Source organism: Gilliamella sp. B2887 (assembly GCF_026537015.1).
Taxonomy (GTDB): Bacteria; Pseudomonadota; Gammaproteobacteria; order Enterobacterales; family Orbaceae; genus Gilliamella.
In genome coordinates this window covers 79,017-99,704 of record NZ_JAFNMX010000010.1, presented here as the reverse complement: position 1 = coordinate 99,704, position 20,688 = coordinate 79,017, and the positions used below count along the sequence as shown (strand labels likewise).

Sequence of the window (20,688 nt, the reverse complement as noted above, 5' to 3'; positions counted from 1 at the left end):
TCCAATGGATTGATCAGATGGGTTAATCCTTTATCCATGTTATCCTCTTTTAGTATTTCATGCTTACGAAATATAGATTATTGTTATTATTGTTGTTGCTATTGTTATGAGTAATGATTTAGCTTTGCTGCAATTTGATTATTTTTTAGATATCAACATCATTGAACATCCGGAATTGATTAACGTCAAAAAATCATTGAAGAGTGAATATAAAATACACGGTTTCATGTATTTTGCAACTTTTTTTTGAAAAATACTTTAATTTTAAACTAGCTGGATAACTTAATGATATTATTCATAAATAACTGAAACTCTTGTAACAATCTGTCGTCTAAACCTGATCAAAAAAGGATTAACAGATTTGGCTTTGGCTGATTGTTTTATTAGTCTTTTGCACAGAATGTTGATAAGTTTTATCGTGGAGTTAACATTTATACTGAAACATCGCTCTTTCCTCAAACCGTTTGGCAAAATAACGGACGCAAAGTGATAAAAAATGGGTTTTACCGACCATTAAGATAAGCCAATCAATGAAATTTTCGTGTGGTTTAAAGGTAAGGGTAATGATTCTTTGAAAGTCGAGTTTTATGAATAAGTGATAATGTGCTTTGTAAAAAATATTTAGGAGTGTATGCCGTTTCGTTGTTTTTTTGTCTTACATTGAACGATTAAGGACGAATTGAGAGGGAGGGGGGGAAGCTCTGGTAACGTGGGGATGTGTCATGATGTTATCTCAATGGGGATTGGTGATGGATAAATCATGATAAAAAAATGACTTTTTATTGTCACCTTCCTTTTGGGTTAAGAGGGGTATTTTGTTGTTCAACGTAAATAAGCGAAAAATTGTAATGGTATACACTCCTAAATCTTTTTTACAAGATAAACATAAAATTAGTCGATTCAAATTCAATTTATGTTTAAGTAGTATTGAGAGCGGACTATCTAATCAAGAATTTTTTCATCAGAATTATTACCTTACCAACACTCATCATTTGGCAAGTCAAACGCCTTATTGACATTAGCAGAATGAATAAGGTGAATGACAAAACAAACTTACTAAAATTTGATAAAACATCATCATTACCAAATTAAATAGCGCTGAACAGTAGAGCTGACTGATTAAATTTTAGTGCCTAAATCTGTTTTTTATTCAGTTAACTAATAGCAAAGAATTAAACGATTACTCAATATGAGCAAACTTATGCGTTTGAATGCTTAGTAACCATTTGTTGTCGATGCGGTTTTGGTTGATTTTGCCAAGTAATTCAATTGTTTCAAGCATATTAAATTCCCCCTTTTTTTCGCAAGGAGATAGATAATATCGTTTGGCTTGAATCTGGTGTTCGATATATTGGCAAAAAGGGAGAAAGTCTGCATGATTTTCAGCAACAATTCGCACTTCGTTTGCAGTCGGTTGAGCGATTTTTTGGTATCGTGCTTGATAACAAAATTTAGGGCTAAGGGCGATATAGTCAATTAAAGGATCGACTTTACCTAATCCATTACTTTCAATAGCAACAAAGTAGCCGGCTTGTTTTAGGGGGAAAAGTAATTCTGGTAGGGCGGTAACCATCGTTGGTTCACCCCCAGTAATAATGATGTTTTTGCTGGTATATTGTTTCACTTTAGTCAATAACTGATCTCGTGTAAAACGGGTAAATCGGCGAAAATTAGTATCACACCAAACGCAATTTAAATTACACCCAGCAAAACGAATAAAAATGGCAGGCATGCCTGTATTATAACCTTCGCCTTGTAATGATTCGAAGATTTCAACAATACGAAATTCCGTCATTTTTCGCTCCGATGGTACTCACAGTAAGATGTGGGGGTTTCCCAAAGTTTGATCATCGAGATAGGTAAGTATTGTGACAGGCAATCAAAAATAAATTTACTCATCCCTTCGGCAGTGGTGCGACAAGGAAAGGCAAAAATTTTTCGATCCATCTCTTGCAATAGTGAAGCGATACGGCATTCATTAGCATTATTTTGATTATAAAGGTAAGCATGATCAAGCGGATCCACAATGTGCTGTTTAACAATCGCTTTTAAATCAGCGTAATCCATGACCATATCTGCACTGGAACCCGTAGCTATCAGATCACCTTTAATTTCGACCAATAAGCGATAAGTATGTCCGTGAAGGTTATGACATTTTTTGTTGTGCCCGTCTAACATATGACAAGCATCGAATTGAAATTCTTTAGCAATTTTGAACATGTATTATTCCTAGTTTTTTTTCGTGGGATGGATCACGAACCACGGTTAGACCATCTAACAAAATAGAGCGGCTAATATAATCGATTAGCGGCTAAATGTCATCTTACAATTGTTATTACGAGCAATATTCATTACACTAATGTTGTAAAATTGAACATTTATATTTTGCTTATTTCAGTAACTGAATATAAATTCATTTTATTGTCGATTTTTTGTAAAAAATTTCATAAAAAACTCTTGAAATTTATCTTTCCACACTCATTTAGTAACCATGCAAATGGTTTATCTGCTTAAAGCATTTAAGCCAAATCTATTGCTCAGGAGATAATTAATATGAGGTTAGATAAACTCACTAATAAGTTTCAACAAGCTTTAGCTGATGCACAATCATTAGCATTAGGTAAAGATAATCAGTATATTGAGCCTGTTCATGTTTTAACCGCCATGCTGAATCAAGAAGGCAGCAGTATCAAGCCGTTACTGGCAGCAGCGGGGGCAAATGTGACAATGTTACAACAAGAACTCAATCAAGCAATTGATCGATTGCCACAAGTACAAGGTGTGGGAGGAGAAGTCATTCCATCTCAAGATTTTGTACGTGTATTCAATCTTTGTGACAAGTTAGCGCAAAAAAATGGCGACAGTTATATCTCATCCGAACTCTTTATATTAGCAGCGTTAGAAGAAAAAGGCAGTTTAGGTGATATTCTTAAAAAAGCCGGTGTGACCAAAGAAAGATTGAATCAGGCAGTAAGTCAAATAAGAGGAAGTGATAACGTGAACGATGCTAATGCCGAAGATCAACGTGGTGCGTTGAAAAAATATACCATTGATTTAACCGAGCGTGCTGAACAAGGTAAGCTTGATCCAGTCATTGGGCGTGATGAAGAAATTCGCCGTACAATCCAAGTATTACAACGTCGTACTAAAAACAATCCAGTGTTAATTGGTGAACCAGGTGTGGGTAAAACAGCCATTGTTGAAGGACTTGCGCAACGCATTGTTAATCGTGAAGTGCCTGAGGGATTACGGAATAAACGAGTACTGTCTTTAGATATGGGGGCGTTAATTGCTGGCGCAAAATATCGCGGTGAATTTGAAGAACGTTTAAAAGCCGTTTTAAAAGATTTAGCCAAAGAAGAAGGGCGCATTATTTTATTCATTGATGAAATCCATACCATGGTTGGTGCAGGTAAAAGCGATGGGGCAATGGATGCAGGTAATATGTTAAAACCCGCATTAGCCCGCGGTGAATTACATTGTGTTGGTGCTACAACGTTGGATGAGTATCGTCAATATATTGAAAAAGATCCCGCTTTAGAACGTCGATTCCAAAAAGTGTATGTGGCTGAACCTACTGTTGAAGATACGATTGCTATATTGCGTGGTTTGAAAGAGCGTTATGAATTGCATCACCATGTCCAAATCACGGATCCCGCAATTGTGGCTGCTGCTACGTTATCGCATCGTTATATTTCCGATCGTATGCTTCCAGATAAGGCCATAGATTTAATTGATGAAGCTGCGTCAAGTATACGTATGCAAATGGATTCAAAACCGGAATCATTAGATAGACTTGAACGCCGTATTATTCAGTTGAAACTTGAGCAACAAGCGCTTAAGAAAGAGTCTGATGATGCGAGTAAGAAACGACTTGAGATGCTAAATGATGAACTTTCTGAGAAAGAAAAAGAGTATGCGTCACTTGAAGAAGAGTGGAAGTCAGAGAAGGCTGCTGTTTCGGGTACTCAGACAATCAAAGCAGAGTTGGAAAAAGCACGCACTGAAATAGAACAAGCTCGACGTGCTGGTGATCTCAATAAAATGTCGGAGCTTCAATATGGCAAAATCCCCGAACTTGAGAAAAAACTGGCATCGGCAACACAGCTAGAAGGCAAAACCATGAGGTTATTGCGTAATAAAGTTACCGATAACGAAATTGCCGAAGTTTTATCTAAAGCTACGGGTATTCCTGTTTCAAGAATGCTGGAAAGTGAAAAAGATAAATTATTGCATATGGAAGATGCGTTACATAAACGTGTGATAGGTCAAGAAGAAGCCGTAGTTGCGGTAGCTAATGCGATTCGTCGTAGTCGAGCAGGACTTTCTGATCCAAACAAACCAATTGGTTCTTTCTTATTTTTGGGACCAACGGGTGTAGGTAAAACCGAACTTTGTAAAGCTTTGGCTAACTTTATGTTTGATAGCGAAGATGCCATGGTCAGAATCGATATGTCTGAATTTATGGAAAAACACTCAGTGGCACGTTTAATTGGTGCACCTCCGGGTTATGTAGGGTATGAAGAAGGCGGTTATTTGACTGAAGCAGTGCGACGTCGTCCTTATTCCGTCATTTTATTGGATGAAGTGGAAAAAGCACATCCGGATGTCTTTAATATTTTATTACAAGTATTGGATGATGGACGCTTAACTGATGGACAAGGGCGTACCGTTGATTTCCGAAACACAGTGATTATTATGACATCTAATTTAGGTTCAGACTTGATACAAGGTCATGTTGAATTAAGTTATGATGAGATGAAAGCGTTAGTAATGACTGTGGTAACGAAACACTTTAGACCAGAATTTATCAATCGTATTGATGAAACTGTGGTATTCCATCCACTTGGTCAAGAAAATATCAAAGCAATAGCCAGAATTCAATTGGCTCATGTGGAAAAACGTTTGGATGAACGCGGTTATCAATTGGACATCTCTGATGCAGCGTTGGAGCAACTTGCCAAAGTTGGTTTTGACCCAATTTATGGAGCAAGACCATTAAAACGTGCAATTCAACAAGAGATTGAAAACCCATTAGCACAACAAATCTTATCAGGTAAACTTGTGCCAGGTAAAACCATTCATTTGGAATTAGTGGGTGATAACATTGAAGCCAAACAATCCTAATATCCTGATTTTTTAAATTAAAAGCCTGAAAACAATATGTTTTCAGGCTTTTTTATTACTTATCTTCATCGATTAAATGATACAAAACAATATGTTTTTAATCGGTTATTTTCAGAGAGTGCAAACTGATGTCCCGTCTATTTTAAATTACTGTCTAATGTCAGAATTCAATCATCAATCTTTCTACTTAATTCCATTAATGGGTCATAAAAGCAATTATAGTTAAGAAGAATAGGATCTTTTCTGTAATACCGTTCATTTATTATTGGTAGGGATTTCACCTAATTAACATGCTCGATGTTGATGCCTTTTCTTCATTTATGACTAAAATTAAATCTTTAATCTTCTTTTAATGAACTAGGTAAAATTTATTAATGTTAATATTATCCATTAACTTATAATGTAACATTATATTCAACACTTGGCTTTAAATTACGTTAAGATAAAATAAAAATCAACAACAGAAAGTAATAAAATATTGCTAAATCCATCATAAAGCATCATACTAAATCATATTAATAAAATATCCATTAGTGAGTGAGAGGAAAAATAAATGATTAAATTAATTATCAGTGATTTAGACGGAACTTTTTTAAACGAACAAGGCGATTATGATCGTGAACTGTTTGCAAAAGTTTATGCACAAATGACAAATGAGAATGTCCATTTTGTTGCTTGTACAGGCAAACAGTGTGAGCGGGTAGAAGAGTTGTTTGGTGATGAGAGTAAACGGATTTGGATCGTTGGTGACAGTGCTACAACAATTAAATTTAATGGAGAATTTATCTATCGTTCTTTTTTACCCAATGAGGTAGGACAACGTATTATCAAAACATTGGAACAAGTCAGTACCGATCATGTCATCATTGCCTGTACAGCAAAAGGGGCAGTGATTCGTTCCGATTTACCAGTAAGATTGAAACAAAAAGTTCGTGGATCTTATGCTGCTATTATTGAAGTTGATGAACTCAGTTCAATTTCCGATGATTTTATTAAAATCACGGTCTATGATGAAACGGGGCAATGTCCACAAACGCGTTTGCATTTAACCCCTTATGAGGATAAGGTGTATATTGTTGTATCAGAGGCAACTTGGATTGATATCACTGATTATGATGTGCATAAAGGTACTACTATCAAGAAATTACAAGAAATGCTTAAAGTAACGGCTCAGGAAACTATGGCATTTGGCGATGGTTATAACGATATTGAATTATTAGAACAAGCCCAATACAGTTTTGCCATGCGTAATGCTTTTGAAGAAACGAAAGCGAAAGCTAAGTTTATTACTGGCTATAACCGTGATAGTGCCGTTCTAAAAACCATTCAATTGATATTAACTTTACAATCAACGTAGCTAAAAAATAGATTCGCTCGACCTTGATGCGAATCCATTAGGCGACTTCTATTGTTAGATCAAAATTCTCAAAACCTTCAATTTTCGTTTCTTGACTGACTACAACAATATCGATATCTTCACACGTTGCTACTTTATAACGGGCTATCTGTAACATTTTATCGGCAATTACAGCGGCGACAACTTCATTACTTTGGGCAATCACTTCCTTTTTAAAACAAGCGTCTTCATAATAAACGGCACTTAATCCGGCTTGTGGATCGAGTCCACAGACACCAATAAATGTTTGATCAAAGACCATGTTACGAATTTGATTTACCGTATCTGAACCCATGGTACTGCCTGTTTGAGGGTTAACTCTTCCACCAAGTAAAATAAGCTCCCCCTGAGTTCGACTACTGAGAAGTGAAGCAATTTGAGGAGAATTTGTCACAATGGTTAAATTCATATCGGTGGGGATATAGCTTGCCATGGTCAAATAGGTTGAGCCTGCGTCAATAAATATACAGGAATTGTCTTTGATCAGTTCAGCGCATCGTTTGGCAACCGATGATTTTTCACTAACGCTTTGCGTCATTCTTGTTTCGAAGCTGGCTGATTGTTTTAACTGACTGACCGCGCCTCCATAAACACGTTTGCAGATTCCATCGCGCGTAAGTTTTTGTAAATCGCGGCGAATCGTGTGTTCTGAAACACCGAGTAATTTAATTAAGTCAGCATTAACGACTCGACCTTTGTCTTTCAATAACTGTTGAATGTAAGATTGTCGTTGTTCAGGAAAAGCATCATAATCAATCATCTATAACTCCATCAATTAATTTACCTTTATCCCACACCATGTTTTTGTGCAAAATATTATCTTCACCTAAATAGTGTGGATTTTCAGTATTGATATTATTTCGTTTTAATAAACAAGCATTGTATTCCATTTCGGTACATTGACGGCTTATTTGAGCATTAAAAAAATGTATCTGGCAATGATTTGATTTATGAATATAGTGTTTATTTTTGTAGTGATAAACGCTATCGATTTGAATCAGGATTTTTTGCTCTTTTTCGTCATAATCATAACATGTTTTTGTGCCAGTTGCTGATTTGTCTTTTTTGTTAAAGTTGATGTTACTTCCCCATAAGTTTGTTGCGATAAATTTACCGTTGTCATTGAGATAATAGTCGTAGTTATCGCCTAATCTGGCATTTGAGCGATACTTTTTAATGGCTAAATCCGCTTTACCATCAAAGTTGATATCTTCAAGACTAATACTGTTAAAACCGTTGTAACTGTAATCTAAATTTTGGATTTGTTGCAGCAAGTTATGATGTTTTTTATCGTAAACATTAATACCTACTAATTTGATGTGATTGTTTTTCTGTTTTGATAAAACGGCCGTAAAATAGACTTTGCTCAAGGAAGTGGATTGTAATAATTCAATGCGATTTAATTCGGCAGTGGACTGGTCATTTATGACAAACTGTTTTTGTAATACTACAGAGTATTGTTGATGTACTTTTCCATCGAACCAATAACCCTTTAATGTTTCAGGTAAAAACTTTTGAGTGTCAGCGTGTTCAAAGTGCAGGTTGATAAATTTAAAATAATGACTTGAATCCTTCACTTTTATTTTTTTAGAGATTTCATCAATATAGATATCTTGCTCATCGTACAGAACTAAACGGGTTCTATTTTCAGGGCATGAACGGATGAATTCACATTCATTAGATAGTGTATTCAGGTGTTGTTGAAAGTCATTTTGATAAACCCAAAAACCTTTATTAATGTGATTTAAATAGGTTTCTATATACAACATAATTGGGTTGTCGGCAATATAACCTTTATAAGCATAAATGGAACTGAATGCGGGGAAAGATATGATTAACAATAAGCTGAGCAGTACATTTCTCATTTTATTTGTTTATTGATTGATTATTCTATTTTTTAATGATTGCACAGTATAATGCCTTAAAGGATTTTGTACAGATAAATTCGAACATATAAATTATAATGGGATCACCCCAGTGGGGTGCCTCTTTTTTAGCATAATGATGATTATTGCGTTATCTATCTTATGATACATTTGCATGGTTGATAACAGCAACTTAACACGACGCCTAAAAATTTCTCATATTCATAAGATTAATGATATAATTCATTGTTTAATCAGCAATGATACCTGTTTTCCTCACATACAGCTAGGCATATTGATGTTTCAATTCGTTAAAGTGCGGTCCCTTTGGTTGGAATAACAAATTGAGACGTATCTACATTTTCCAGTTTGAGTAAGGCAATTTTTTTATCAATTCCACCTGCATAACCGGTTAAATTACCTTTAGCGCCAATGACGCGATGACATGGAATGATAATGGATATTGGGTTATGACCAACAGCCCCACCCACTGCTTGGCTTGACATGCTTGCTGTATTGGTTTTTTTCTTGATTTGTTTGGCGATGTCGCCATAAGTAATGACTTGACCATAAGGAATTTGGCATAAAATATCCCAGACCAAATGTCGAAAAGGTGTTCCTTGTGGCGCTAAGGGTAATGTTTCAATTGTTGGTTTTTTACCGTTAAAGTAGTCGTCAAGCCATTTCTTGGTCGTATTGAAGATGGGTAAATTAGGCTGATGGTGTTTTTGAGCATGTTCTATCTGTCCGAAATATTTTTGCCCTTCGATCCAGACACCAACCAATTTATTTTGCTCACTAGCAAGCGTGATTAAACCCATTGGCGAGCAATAGGTGCAGAGATAAAACATAAATATCCTTATTGAGTAAAGATGCACGCGATCTATTATATCGACTTCTTATATTATGGATATGGTTATAATTTTTTTTATTTTACATGGTAAAAGCATTAACTCTGATTATAATGTCTTTATTTATCTTAAAATTACAACTATATTGAAGGGAATAGGATTATGGATTCAAACATTACATCTGCTAATTCAATGTCTCGAGTTGCTTTGGCCAGTTTTATCGGTACAGCTATTGAGTTTTATGATTTTTATATCTATGCAACAGCGGCTGCTTTGGTCATTGGACCGGTATTTTTCCCTGACAGTTCCCCATCTGCTCAGGCGTTACAATCTTTTGCCACATTTGGTATTGCCTTTGTTGCTCGTCCAATTGGCGCCTTTTTATTTGGGCATTTCGGTGACAAAATAGGGCGCAAATCAACCTTAGTGTTTTCCCTTATTTTAATGGGTGTTGCCACGACCGGAATTGGATTATTACCGGGCTATAGCGCTATTGGTTTTTGGGCGCCGTTTTTACTGTGCATTTTAAGACTTGCACAAGGGTTAGGGCTTGGTGGTGAGTGGGGTGGCGCAGCTTTGCTGGCAACGGAAAATGCCCCCCAAAATAAGCGAGCATTGTTTGGTATGTTTCCACAGTTAGGACCATCAGTGGGTTTTTTATTATCTAATGGTGTGTTTTTGTTGGTTACATTATCATTGTCTAATGAACAATTTTTACAATGGGGATGGCGTATACCATTTTTATTAAGCGCAGTATTGGTGATTATTGGATTGTATGTGCGTTTGAAATTGGTTGAAAGCCCCATTTTTACCAAAGCATTGCGCTGCAAAGAGCAAGTTAAAATACCAGCGATTGACATTTTGGTTCATCATTGGAAAACATTGGCTTTAGGTTCGTTTTCAATGATTGGTTGTTATACTTTATTCTATATCACTACTGCATTTTTATTACAATATGGCACCCAATATTTAGGTATTACTAAAGGTAATTTTTTAGGTTTTTTATGTATTGCAATTGTCTTTATGGCGATAGCGACGCCAATCTCTGCTCGTTTAAGTGATAAATATGGGCGTAAACCTGTACTGGTTGTTGGCTTGTTGTGTGTCGCCTTATCTGGCACAGTTATGACGCAGTTTATGGCAAGTGGTTCAGATCGATTCGTTTTGAGCTATCTATCTTTAGAGCTGTTTTTAATGGGCATCGTATTTGCTCCTATGGGCGCTTTTTTACCTGAAATTTTTCCAACCCATGTTCGTTATACAGGATCTTCTGTCGCTTACAGTATTGGTGGCATTTTAGGGGCATCCATTGCGCCAATTATTGCCAATTATTTGGTATCAAATGGGAATTTATCTTGGGTAGGGTATTATGTTGCCGTTGCGTCACTCATCAGTATTTGTGCAACACTGCTCATAAAAGAAACGTTAAACAGTGATTTTACTCAATAATGATGCAAAGTAAAAAAGACTCACTAAAGTGAGTCTTTTTAATCGCATTAATCGCATTTATTTCTTGTTGCATTTATTTTTCGAGAGCTTTTCCTTTTTCAACATAGCTCATATCACCTAAACTTTCGACAATAAATTTACCGTCATCGGTATAACGAATTTTAGTTACACTTGCATTACCCAATCCTCCTTTGACTGGTGTATCAAGCCATTCTTCAACCATGGCTGTGATGGCCATGCCGTGGGATACTACTAGCACATTACCACCACCATGAGCTTTAGCTGACTCAGCAATGACTTTTAATGCAGCTTGCATACGCGTTTTAACTTTTTTGTAGTTTTCTGCTTCACCTGATTTTTCGACAGCAGCAATGGCATCCATTATTTTGTTTAATCTGATTTTGCCTTTCCAGAATTCTTCCATTAACGCCTTGTCGTCTGAATAGCCTAAATGTTTAGCCGCAGGTCCCCACATATTAGGATCAAAATCACCTTCAAAAACACCAAAACATGTTTCGCGAAGTGCTTTCATTTCGTTAATTGGTAATGATTGTCCTTTTGCGTCTAAAACAATGCGGGCAGTTTGGCGAGCACGTCCCAAATCGCTTGAATAAGCTGCAATAAAGTTGACATCTTTTAGACCACGTCCTAGCTGCTCGGCAACTTCGATACCTGGTTGGGTTAATGGAGTATCTGACCAACCTTGAGCACGATGAACGTTATTGAACATAGTTTTACCATGACGAGTTACATACAAATTCACTTCCGCAGCAAACGTTTGGGCAATTGAGGCGGTAAGAATTATCGATAAGCTGGCAAGTTTGATAAATTTTTTGATTTTCATAGTTTCGTCCTTTTTGTTATAACAAATTAAATCGATAATCAACAATGGTTTCTGCTGATAATGTTGGTGAACGCTGAGCACGACCATCTCTTAATTTAGGCGTAATGTCTTTACTGCTCAAAGTTTTATAAGACCAACCATAACCTAATTTTGACAGAATCGAGAGATTCTTTAATGTTCCACTGGCAGGTTTCCAGATGTTGAACACATTGATTTCTCCATTTTTTAGAGTTTCATGTTTATAATTAAATTCACCATAGTTGAAGTATAAACCTACGGTGTTATCTTCAAATAAATCATAACTTAATATGCTTGATACTACTACTTCGCCATCACGCATATAGTCGGCCCCTGTCGCTGCCATGCCGTTATAGCGTCCACGATTGTTTTTACCTAGATGACGTCCATAATAACCTATCGCGCCTTTACGATTAGCATCCGTATAAGCAATCCCAAACTTGGCACTCCATTTGGATTCTTTCCATTCAATGTCCGTTGCATAATGCCAAGCTGAATCATCAAAATCTCGAACATTTGCTTTCATTTTATTATGATTTTTTAGCGCAGTGCTGCCGTAAATCTGTGAAGCTAAGATAAGTTTTTCGGTTGGTTTATAAGAAAATTCAATGGCATGACGTTTGATGTAATCTTTTGCCTCGCCATAGGAGTAATCCAGTTTAATAATTTTGTTTTTATAGGCAATGCCGGCTGATTTGATGTTATCAATTTTGTGCTTTTTGTCTAAGCTATAAAAATGCACTTTTTTGGATGACTCTCGCGGTAAGGTGCTGTCAATATAGGCTAATGATAACGCTAAATTAGAATATTTGAGTATACCACTGTAACCTAAATAACTATTACGAGTTAAGTGTTGTGAGGAACTAATAACGCCCATATCTTTTAAACTATGCCAACCGGCTTTACCATTAAAATTTAATTGTTCATTGCCGAGTTTGATTTTTGCATAGCGTTGGGTAAATTTATTAAAACCATGGGCATTGTGTTTGTTCGGCTGTTTACCATCGTTATAGAGTAAATTACGTGTAGCGAAGTAGTCACTAGCACCAAGTTTTATTATATTATCGTAAGTTAAGTCAAAACCAAGAGTATCGAACCAATAACCCGATTTGTAATTAAACGTAAATGCTTGCCCCCATGCACTATGCACTTCTTTTGGTTGGGATGCGTTTTCTTTTAGATATTTCCAGTGGTTGCGTGTAGAGAGTTCTAATTTGGTCTCTTTAAAAAAGGCATTATCCCATAGGGTTTTTGGTTCATAATGCTGGGAGGATTCATTAGCAAATACGGCATAACTGTTTATGCTAAAAAGTACCAATGTTAGATATTTCATTTTCATTGTTGTTTTCCTAACTGTTTATCCTGAATTAAAAATGTTTGGTATTGATGAGCTTTTTACTTTTACTAAACATTTAGGTTTTATTGCAAAAGCAATGACAATCCTATTATTCCACTTTAATTGTTTTAATTATGTTTTAGGTTATTGATGGTTTTCTCCTTTCTCATTACTTATTTAGGGATGATTTACCTAAATTAACATAGTCCATATTGCCAATTTCAACTACACGGTATTTACCATTTTGGTAAACGATTTTAACAACGGTGGCATTTGATAGAGGTTTGTTTTTAATTGGATCGTCGGTGAGATCGGATATCATAACTTGCATTGACATGCCGGATGAAATCGCTAAAACGTTTTTTTGATGTTTCTCTTGTGCAGTTTTTATAATACTTTTGAGGGCATTTTGAGTCCGTTCTTTAACTTGTTCAAAGTTTTCTGCTTCGTGTTTGGGATCACTTTTCGCTATTGCATCGGTCAGCGTTGCCACTGGAATTTGTCCTTCTGCATAGCTTTTATAGAAGTTGTTAACCGATTTGTAGCCAAGATCCTTCATTGAAGCGGACACCATTTTAGTATTGGATCCGCCTTCAAATCCTCCATAAAAGACTTCACGTAGTTCTTTGAGTTCTTGAATTTGGTACTCTTGAATGCCTTTTTGACGTAACAATACCTGCATTGTTTCACGTTGACGACCGGCATCACTGGTGTAATAGGCATCAAATTGAATTTGCTTGTTTTTAAATCCTTCTCCTAAATAACGTGCAACTTCAATACCTTTATCCGTTAATGGGGAATCCGCCCAACCTTGTACTAAATCATAGGTATTAAATAACGTTTTACCGTGACGCGCAAAATAGATGGTGATCTCATCATTATGATTGTGCTCGTTATTATTTGATGCTTGACTTGATGGGTTGCAGCATCCTGTTATTAGTGCAGTTAGAGCAATTGATCCTGTGATTAGTGCTATTTTTATTGTTTTATTTTTCATCTTAAGTCTTGAGTCTCATATGGCATTATATTATGGATGGGCTAAATCAATTAGCAGGTAAGGATAATTAATCACTTACCTGTGTCATGATTATTTTAAGTTCGCCCCTTTGGATGAAATCACCGATTTATACCAATAAAAACTTTTCTTTTTATAACGAGTTAAACTACCTGATCCATCTTGATTTAAATCGACATAAATAAATCCATAACGTTTGGTCACTTCCGCTTTTGAAGCACTGATTAAGTCAATTGGTCCCCAACTGGTATAACCCATCACTTCTACACCGTCGTTGATTGCTTCGCGCACTTGTACAAGATGATCATTCATATAATTAATGCGATAATCATCATTGATAGTACCATCTGCTTCTAATTTATCTTTAGCGCCAAGGCCATTTTCAACAATAAATAACGGTTTTTGGAAACGCTCATAAAGCATGTTAAGTAGATAACGGATGCCGATCGGATCGATTTGCCAACCCCATTCCGAGGCTTTTAGATGTGGATTTGGTACCATATCCAAAATATTTCCTTTTTGTCGTAAAGAATCATCAGCGGTACCACAACAACTCATATAATAACTAAATGAGATAAAATCAATGGTTTCTTTTAGATCTTCCCGGTCTTGATCGGTAATCTCTAACTCAATATTATTCTCTTTGAAAAAACGCGTCATGTAAGTTGGATAATAACCGCGTGCTTGCACATCACCAAAGAACAGCCAACCATGATTTTCTTGTAAGGTTGCCCAGACATCTTCTGGTTTTGGTGTGAGTGGATATGCCACAGCACCAAGTAGCATATTCCCAATTTTGGCATCCGGAATGATTTGATGACACAATTTTACAGCTTGACTACTAGCAACGAGTTGATGATGAATCGCTTGATAGATTTGTGCTTTGGTGCTGTTTCTTTCCAGACCGACACCCGTAAATGGCTCGTGCAACGACATGTTGATTTCATTAAATGTTAACCAATGTTTTACTTTATTTTTGTAGCGTTCAAATACTGTTTTAGCATAACGAGTAAAGAATTCAATTACTTTGCGATCACCCCAACCGCCATATTGAGTTACTAAGTGATAGGGCATTTCATAATGAGATAATGTGACTAATGGTGTGATGTGATGTTTGAGCATTTCATCAAATAATTTGTCATAGAAAGCAAGCCCCGCTTCATTTGGTTCAAGTTCATCACCATTCGGAAAAATACGTGTCCATGCAATGGAGGTACGTAAACAGGTAAAACCCATTTCGGCAAATAAAGAAATGTCTTCCGGGTAGCGATGATAAAAATCAATAGCGCGATCTTTTATACTGGTAATATTATTCTTATTACGGTCAACAATATCGCCAAATAGTCCGTTGGGCGTACAGTCGGATGTGGACAAACCTTTACCGTCTTCTCGGTAAGCCCCTTCAACTTGGTTGGCTGCAATTGCGCCACCCCATAAAAAATCACTAGGAAACAGTTTAGACATGTATTACTCCTTATCTTCGGATTTGTTTAATGCTAGTAATGCATCGCCAGCTTGAATATCGCCTTGCATGAAAATGGTCTTCACATCTTTATAGTTATCACTATTGGTGATAATTATTGGAGTCGAGATTTCAAAACCAGCTTGTTTAATGGCGTCAATATCAAAGCTGACTAATCGATCACCTTTTTTAACTTTACTCCCCGCTTCGACATGAGCTTCAAAATATTGACCATCTAATTTTACGGTATCTATACCAATATGGATAAGTATTTCAGCACCGGAATCAGTAAGAAATCCAATAGCATGTTTGGTTCTAAATAATGATACAACTTCACCATCTTCAGGTGCCAATGCTTGACCAATGGTTGGAATGATTGCTGAACCTTTACCCATCAGTTCACTTGCAAATGTAGCGTCATTAACATGACTTAATGGGATCACTTTACCGGTCATTGGGCTTGAAATAGTCGTGGTATGCATTTGTTGAACTTCATTGATTTGTTTTTCTACATTGCTGTTTTGAGGCTGATCTTCTTTGTTTGCTTTTTTATCCTTAGGAATACCAAACAGGTAAGTTACGAGTGTTGCGACGCTAAATGAAATGAGGGAGCCAAATACCACCGCATAGAATTTTTCATCAATTCCTGTTGGAGGAATTAATTGTAAGAAGGAAAAAATACTTATAAAACTGAATGAATAGATTACTGAATGGTAATAACCAACAATACTGCCTCCAATCATTGCTGATATACAGCCAATCACAAATGGGCGTTTTAATGGTAGGTTAATTCCATAAATAGCCGGTTCAGTGACCCCAAAAATACCGGATAATACCGACGAACTGGCTAATGCTTTCGTTTGTTGATCTTTACTGCGTAACATGATCGCCAATACTGCACCGACTTGTGCAAATACCGCTGGGAATAAGATAGGCATCATAAAATCTTCGTTGTAAAGATTAAAATTGTTCATTGCAAATGGCACCATTCCCCAATGAATACCAAAGATAACCATAACTTGCCAAAGTCCTGCTAAAATCATTGATGCAATTATGGAGTTCAGTTGATAAACGTAGATGATGCCTGTAGCCACAATATCACTTAAAAATGCTACTACTGGACCTATCACCGCAAACGTTAATGGAACGGTAATGATAATGCCGAGTAATGGTGCAATAAATTTTTTGAATGAATCATGCATAATCTTGTTAAAGTTACGTTCGAGTAACGAATAGAACCAGCTAGCAATGATAATAGGAAATACGGATGATGCATAAGGAATTAACTGAATTGGTATATTAAATAAAGAAGTTTGTAATTCAAATGCTCCGCCTAGCATGCTAACAATGTTAGGATGTACAAGTGCTCCACCTAATGCCATCCCTACATAAGGATTCCCTCCAAATTTTTTAACAGCTGAAAAACCTAAAATGATTGGTAAATAATAAAATGGCGCATCCGCAATTGCGAACAAGAAGTTATATGTAGAGGTGTTTGCATGAACAATCTCTAACACTTGCAATAATGAGATTATTCCTTTAAAAATACCACCAGCGACGATGACAACCAATGCTGGAATAAAAATACCCGAAACTAAATCAATTAATTTTGAAAATACACCCATTTTTTTATCAGAGGGAACATTGGTTGTATTATTTTCATTAAGATTGGTGAGTTGCATTATGTCATTAAATACATCGGCTACATGATTTCCAATTACTACTTGAAATTGCCCACCGCTTTGTACAATGGTAATCACCCCTTTTTGTTTTTTCAGTGACTGCGCATCCGCTTTACTGTCATCTTTCAATACAAAACGTAAACGAGTAGCACAATGAACTAGACTGGTGATATTGTCTTTTCCACCCACGTTGTTAATGATTGATTCGGCAAGTTCTTTGTTTTTCATTCCTTATCCTTATTTGTTTAACGCTTTTACCGCGCAAAAAAAAACCTAGATCCCTTGTTATCAAGCGATCTAGGTTTTGCTTGCATAGTAAATTAATTTGCCATGCAATAACAATCCAGTAAATGAGGTTTGTAGGTTAGCATAATTTTTTATGGCATGGTATGACTTCTCAAAATGTGATTGATAAATTGTGATATATCTCACATTAATGCTTTTTTTAGTTCGGTTCTCAACCGTTCTATATGAATGGTTAAGTATAAGCTTTCGTCATCGGTAAGTGGATGCTGATACTGTTGAATAAGATGTAAATCAATTTGCTTCGTGCATAAGTAAGCTTGTTCATATTTTTGGCGAATAATTTCATACAATGAGGAATCTTGTTGCGTTGGTGTTCCTTTATTTAAAATTCGTTGTGCAAAAAATTTTAAATGCGTTACAAAGCGTTGATAAGATAGGCAATCTTCGTCATATTCAAACTTAAAATGATATTTTACAATATTAAGTATTTCGCGCATAATTTTGGTCATGTTCACAATATTGGGCATGGTGCCATTGAGTTGTGCATTGATAATATGAAATGTGATAAATCCTGCTTCATCTTCTGGTAATTCTATTCCAAGGCGTTCTTTTATAACGGACAATGCATAAAGACTAATTTGGAATTCTTTCGGATAGAACTTTTTGATTTCCCATAAAAAACCATTTGGAATATCAAACCCTTGTTTATGGCGCTCAATAGCAGAATGAATATGATCGGTCAGTGAAATGTAAATACTGTCTTGAAGTTTACTTTCTACAACTTCTTTAGCATAATTAATTATAATTTGAGAACAGGTTAACACTTCTAATGGAATTTCAGAAAGTAATTCATTAAATTTTGGCAATATTTCTTTATTATTTAGCGAAAACTGTTTTTCAATAAGATTAATATCGATTAAATCACCTTCTCGTTTTTTAAAACCAATACCGCGACCGGTCAGGATTAACTCTTTTCCTTTATCATCAAGGGTAACAATTACATTATTATTTAATATTTTATGAACTTTCATTGAATTGGGGGGTTGATTTTTAAATCTTTTTATTATGAATTGCTAAATAAAAATGAAAAGAAGAAAAACAAAAAAATGTGATTAATATCAAATTTTTGCTAGAAATTAGTTGCTAATAAATTCTTTGCTATAATGGATCCATAAAACAAAAAACAGAAGATCGGATATAAAACAGCCCCAATTAGTCAAACCTATCGGAGCTGCTTTTGGTTAACGTAAGTTTATTCTTGCGCTAATAATTTATTCATAGTTTGAATAAATTTACTTGGGTCACTTAATGAACCTTTTTCAGCCAGTAATGCTTGATCAAGTAATAACTCAACCCAATCGGTAAATGCACTTTCATCTTGGGTATCAGCTATACGTTTAACCAGTTTATGATCTGGATTGATTTCAAACGTGTATTTTATGTCAGGCGCTTTTTGTCCAGCTGCGGCAAATAATTTGGCCATTTGTGTGCTCATTTCGTCAGCAGCGGTTGTGACAACAGCAGGTGTGTTAGTTAAACGATGAGTTATTTTAACTTCTTTAACTTTATCACCTAATATCGTTTTTACTCTTTCAATAAATGGCTCAAGTTCTTTTTCAACTTGTTTTTGTTCTTCAGTATCTTGATCAGCCAGTTTTTCAATAGATTCATCTGATTTACTGACTGATTGGAATTGTTTACCATCAAATTCAGTTAAGTTGCTCATCATCCATTCATCAATACGATCGGATAATAACAACACCTCAATGCCTTTTTTACGGAATAGCTCTAGATGAGGACTGTAATTTGCAGCACCATAGCTGTCTGCTGTTATGTAGTAAATCTTTTCTTGACCGTCTTGCATACGGCTGATGTAATCTTCCAACGATACCGTTTGTGCATTACTATCCGTATGAGTTGAAGAAAAACGCAGTAATTTTGCTATTGCTTCGCGGTTAGCAAAGTCTTCACCGGTGCCTTCTTTTAATACTAAACCAAATTCGTTCCAGAATTGCTGATATTGTTCTTTGTCATCTTTAGCCAATTTTTCAAGCATTTGTAGTACACGTTTAGTACATGCATTACGTAGACTTTGGGTGATTTTATTGTCTTGCAGAATTTCACGCGATACATTTAATGGTAGATCATTTGAATCAATTAATCCTTTCACAAAACGTAAATAGTTTGGCATGAATTGTTCAGCATCGTCCATAATAAATACACGTTGCACATACAATTTTAAGCCGTGTTTATTATCGCGATTCCACATATCCCACGGTGCTTTAGCTGGAATATAAAGTAAACTGGTATACTCTTGTTTACCTTCTACACGATTATGACTCCAACTTAATGGATCAGCGAAATCGTGCGAAAGATGTTTATAAAACTCTTTATATTCTTCATCAGTAATGTCTGATTTGTTGCGAGTCCAAAGTGCTTGTGCTTTGTTGACCTTTTCCCATTTGACTTCTTTACTTTCTTCGTCTGTAGTTTGCACTTCTACAGGTAATGAAATGTGATCAGAATATTTGCTGATAATGGTACGTAAGCGCCAATCATCTAAGAACTCTTTCTCATCATCTTTTAAATGTAAGGTAATTTCGGTACCGCGAGTTTCTTTATTATCATCTGAAATGGTATATTCACCTTCACCAGCAGATTCCCACATCACTGCTTCATCTGCTTTAGCAGTTGCAGCACGTGTTCTTACTGTTACTTTATCGGCAACAATAAAGGCAGAATAAAAACCCACACCGAATTGACCAATTAATTGGCTGTCTTTCGCTTGATCACTTCCAATGGATTCTAAAAATGCTTTGGTGCCTGATTTTGCAATCGTACCTAAATTTTCAATGACTTCATCACGCGTCATACCAATACCATTATCAGAAATGGATAAAGTTCCCGCTTCTTTATTTACCCAAATGCGCACACCAAGTTCACCATCCCCAGCATACAGATCAGGATTTTCTAATGCTTTAAAGCGAAGTTTATCGGCTGCATCAGAGGCATTGGAAATGAGCTCTCTTAAAAATATCTCTTTATTGGAATATAAAGAGTGAATCATTAAATGTAGAATTTGTTTAACTTCAGATTGAAATCCACGAGTTTCAGTGCCTTGCTTACTCATTAACTAGTTCCTCTACTATATTTAGTTATTTCAATTAACGTTATATGCCACATTACTTTATTATCGACAAATTTTTATAATTTTTGTCAATGTTTTATGATGCTTTAGTCGTTAATATTTACTGAATAATATTAATGTAACGGTTTGATTTCTTATTGTATTGCTATATGGGAATAAAAAATAATATTTCAATACAAGTTAGTAAAATTTATTAATTGTTTGTCTGTTTTTTGTTAAATAAGAGATGTAAAAAAAAGCCTTGATGGA

15 protein-coding genes and 1 riboswitch are annotated in these 20,688 nt (G+C 35.7%); of the genes, 3 read left to right on the top strand and 12 right to left on the bottom strand.

The window, feature by feature from the left end; translation table 11 throughout:
• Positions 1–1,180 precede the first annotated feature (1,180 nt).
• Both J3U13_RS08875 and queD read right to left on the bottom strand, forming a co-directional pair.
• Positions 1,181–1,795: a 7-carboxy-7-deazaguanine synthase QueE gene (locus J3U13_RS08875; RefSeq protein WP_267341553.1), complete on the bottom strand. Its 615-nt coding sequence runs from the start codon at positions 1,793–1,795 to the stop codon at positions 1,181–1,183.
• Positions 1,792–2,220, bottom strand: coding sequence for a 6-carboxytetrahydropterin synthase QueD (gene queD / locus J3U13_RS08870; RefSeq protein WP_267341552.1), 429 nt, complete (start codon positions 2,218–2,220; stop codon positions 1,792–1,794). The genes J3U13_RS08875 and queD overlap by 4 nt, the downstream gene beginning before the upstream one ends.
• A gap of 3 nt (positions 2,221–2,223) precedes the next feature.
• Positions 2,224–2,269, bottom strand: a riboswitch (PreQ1 riboswitch).
• 284 nt (positions 2,270–2,553) lie between these two features.
• Between queD and clpB the strand changes: the two genes are divergently transcribed.
• Both clpB and J3U13_RS08860 read left to right on the top strand, forming a co-directional pair.
• On the top strand, positions 2,554–5,127 hold the full coding sequence (clpB, locus tag J3U13_RS08865) for an ATP-dependent chaperone ClpB (RefSeq protein ID WP_267341551.1): 2,574 nt from the start codon (positions 2,554–2,556) through the stop codon (positions 5,125–5,127).
• A 553-nt stretch (positions 5,128–5,680) separates the two neighbouring features.
• Positions 5,681–6,484 carry a Cof-type HAD-IIB family hydrolase gene (locus J3U13_RS08860; RefSeq protein ID WP_267341549.1) on the top strand — a complete coding sequence of 268 codons (804 nt, stop codon included), beginning with the start codon at positions 5,681–5,683 and terminating at the stop codon, positions 6,482–6,484.
• A 37-nt stretch (positions 6,485–6,521) separates the two neighbouring features.
• Here J3U13_RS08860 and J3U13_RS08855 read toward each other — a convergent pair whose 3' ends face one another.
• The 3 genes from J3U13_RS08855 to J3U13_RS08845 all read right to left on the bottom strand — a co-directional run bounded on the left by J3U13_RS08855 (position 6,522) and on the right by J3U13_RS08845 (position 9,239).
• Positions 6,522–7,283 carry a DeoR/GlpR family DNA-binding transcription regulator gene (locus J3U13_RS08855; RefSeq protein WP_267341547.1) on the bottom strand — a complete coding sequence of 254 codons (762 nt, stop codon included), beginning with the start codon at positions 7,281–7,283 and terminating at the stop codon, positions 6,522–6,524.
• Entirely contained in the window at positions 7,276–8,388 is a 1,113-nt protein-coding gene (locus J3U13_RS08850; RefSeq protein WP_267341545.1) for a hypothetical protein, read from the bottom strand. Before J3U13_RS08850 ends, J3U13_RS08855 begins: the two co-directional genes overlap by 8 nt.
• 311 nt (positions 8,389–8,699) lie before the next feature.
• A complete protein-coding gene (locus J3U13_RS08845; protein WP_267341543.1) occupies positions 8,700–9,239 on the bottom strand; it encodes a methylated-DNA--[protein]-cysteine S-methyltransferase in 540 nt (179 codons plus the stop codon).
• Positions 9,240–9,401: 162 nt separating this feature from the next.
• Between J3U13_RS08845 and J3U13_RS08840 the strand changes: the two genes are divergently transcribed.
• Positions 9,402–10,688: an MFS transporter gene (locus J3U13_RS08840; protein WP_267341541.1), complete on the top strand. Its 1,287-nt coding sequence runs from the start codon at positions 9,402–9,404 to the stop codon at positions 10,686–10,688.
• A 73-nt stretch (positions 10,689–10,761) separates the two neighbouring features.
• Here J3U13_RS08840 and J3U13_RS08835 read toward each other — a convergent pair whose 3' ends face one another.
• The 7 genes from J3U13_RS08835 to htpG form a co-directional block, all read right to left on the bottom strand.
• Entirely contained in the window at positions 10,762–11,532 is a 771-nt protein-coding gene (locus J3U13_RS08835) for a histidine phosphatase family protein (protein ID WP_267341540.1), read from the bottom strand.
• Positions 11,533–11,548: 16 nt separating this feature from the next.
• Positions 11,549–12,889, bottom strand: coding sequence for an OprD family outer membrane porin (locus J3U13_RS08830; RefSeq protein ID WP_267341538.1), 1,341 nt, complete (start codon positions 12,887–12,889; stop codon positions 11,549–11,551).
• A gap of 166 nt (positions 12,890–13,055) precedes the next feature.
• Complete coding sequence (locus J3U13_RS08825; RefSeq protein ID WP_267341536.1) at positions 13,056–13,883, bottom strand: histidine phosphatase family protein; 828 nt, start codon at positions 13,881–13,883, stop codon at positions 13,056–13,058.
• A gap of 90 nt (positions 13,884–13,973) precedes the next feature.
• Positions 13,974–15,365, bottom strand: coding sequence for a glycoside hydrolase family 1 protein (locus J3U13_RS08820; protein ID WP_267341535.1), 1,392 nt, complete (start codon positions 15,363–15,365; stop codon positions 13,974–13,976).
• Between the two features lie 3 nt (positions 15,366–15,368).
• Positions 15,369–17,273 (bottom strand): beta-glucoside-specific PTS transporter subunit IIABC, encoded by a 1,905-nt coding sequence (locus J3U13_RS08815; RefSeq protein WP_267341534.1) that lies wholly within the window; start codon positions 17,271–17,273, stop codon positions 15,369–15,371.
• A gap of 200 nt (positions 17,274–17,473) precedes the next feature.
• On the bottom strand, positions 17,474–18,322 hold the full coding sequence (licT, locus tag J3U13_RS08810) for a BglG family transcription antiterminator LicT (RefSeq protein WP_267341533.1): 849 nt from the start codon (positions 18,320–18,322) through the stop codon (positions 17,474–17,476).
• Positions 18,323–18,543: 221 nt separating this feature from the next.
• The gene (gene htpG, locus J3U13_RS08805; protein ID WP_267341532.1) at positions 18,544–20,421 is read right to left on the bottom strand and encodes a molecular chaperone HtpG; all 1,878 of its coding nucleotides are present in this window, start codon (positions 20,419–20,421) and stop codon (positions 18,544–18,546) included.
• Positions 20,422–20,688: the final 267 nt, after the last annotated feature.

Bases quoted from the DNA above. Each gene is read 5' to 3' on its own strand.
- J3U13_RS08875 (WP_267341553.1), bottom strand. From the start codon at position 1,795: ATGACGGAATTTCGTATTGTTGAAATCTTCGAATCATTACAAGGCGAA.
- queD (WP_267341552.1), bottom strand. From the start codon at position 2,220: ATGTTCAAAATTGCTAAAGAATTTCAATTCGATGCTTGTCATATGTTA.
- clpB (WP_267341551.1), top strand. From the start codon at position 2,554: ATGAGGTTAGATAAACTCACTAATAAGTTTCAACAAGCTTTAGCTGAT.
- J3U13_RS08860 (WP_267341549.1), top strand. From the start codon at position 5,681: ATGATTAAATTAATTATCAGTGATTTAGACGGAACTTTTTTAAACGAA.
- J3U13_RS08855 (WP_267341547.1), bottom strand. From the start codon at position 7,283: ATGATTGATTATGATGCTTTTCCTGAACAACGACAATCTTACATTCAA.
- J3U13_RS08850 (WP_267341545.1), bottom strand. From the start codon at position 8,388: ATGAGAAATGTACTGCTCAGCTTATTGTTAATCATATCTTTCCCCGCA.
- J3U13_RS08845 (WP_267341543.1), bottom strand. From the start codon at position 9,239: ATGTTTTATCTCTGCACCTATTGCTCGCCAATGGGTTTAATCACGCTT.
- J3U13_RS08840 (WP_267341541.1), top strand. From the start codon at position 9,402: ATGGATTCAAACATTACATCTGCTAATTCAATGTCTCGAGTTGCTTTG.
- J3U13_RS08835 (WP_267341540.1), bottom strand. From the start codon at position 11,532: ATGAAAATCAAAAAATTTATCAAACTTGCCAGCTTATCGATAATTCTT.
- J3U13_RS08830 (WP_267341538.1), bottom strand. From the start codon at position 12,889: ATGAAAATGAAATATCTAACATTGGTACTTTTTAGCATAAACAGTTAT.
- J3U13_RS08825 (WP_267341536.1), bottom strand. From the start codon at position 13,883: ATGAAAAATAAAACAATAAAAATAGCACTAATCACAGGATCAATTGCT.
- J3U13_RS08820 (WP_267341535.1), bottom strand. From the start codon at position 15,365: ATGTCTAAACTGTTTCCTAGTGATTTTTTATGGGGTGGCGCAATTGCA.
- J3U13_RS08815 (WP_267341534.1), bottom strand. From the start codon at position 17,273: ATGAAAAACAAAGAACTTGCCGAATCAATCATTAACAACGTGGGTGGA.
- licT (WP_267341533.1), bottom strand. From the start codon at position 18,322: ATGAAAGTTCATAAAATATTAAATAATAATGTAATTGTTACCCTTGAT.
- htpG (WP_267341532.1), bottom strand. From the start codon at position 20,421: ATGAGTAAGCAAGGCACTGAAACTCGTGGATTTCAATCTGAAGTTAAA.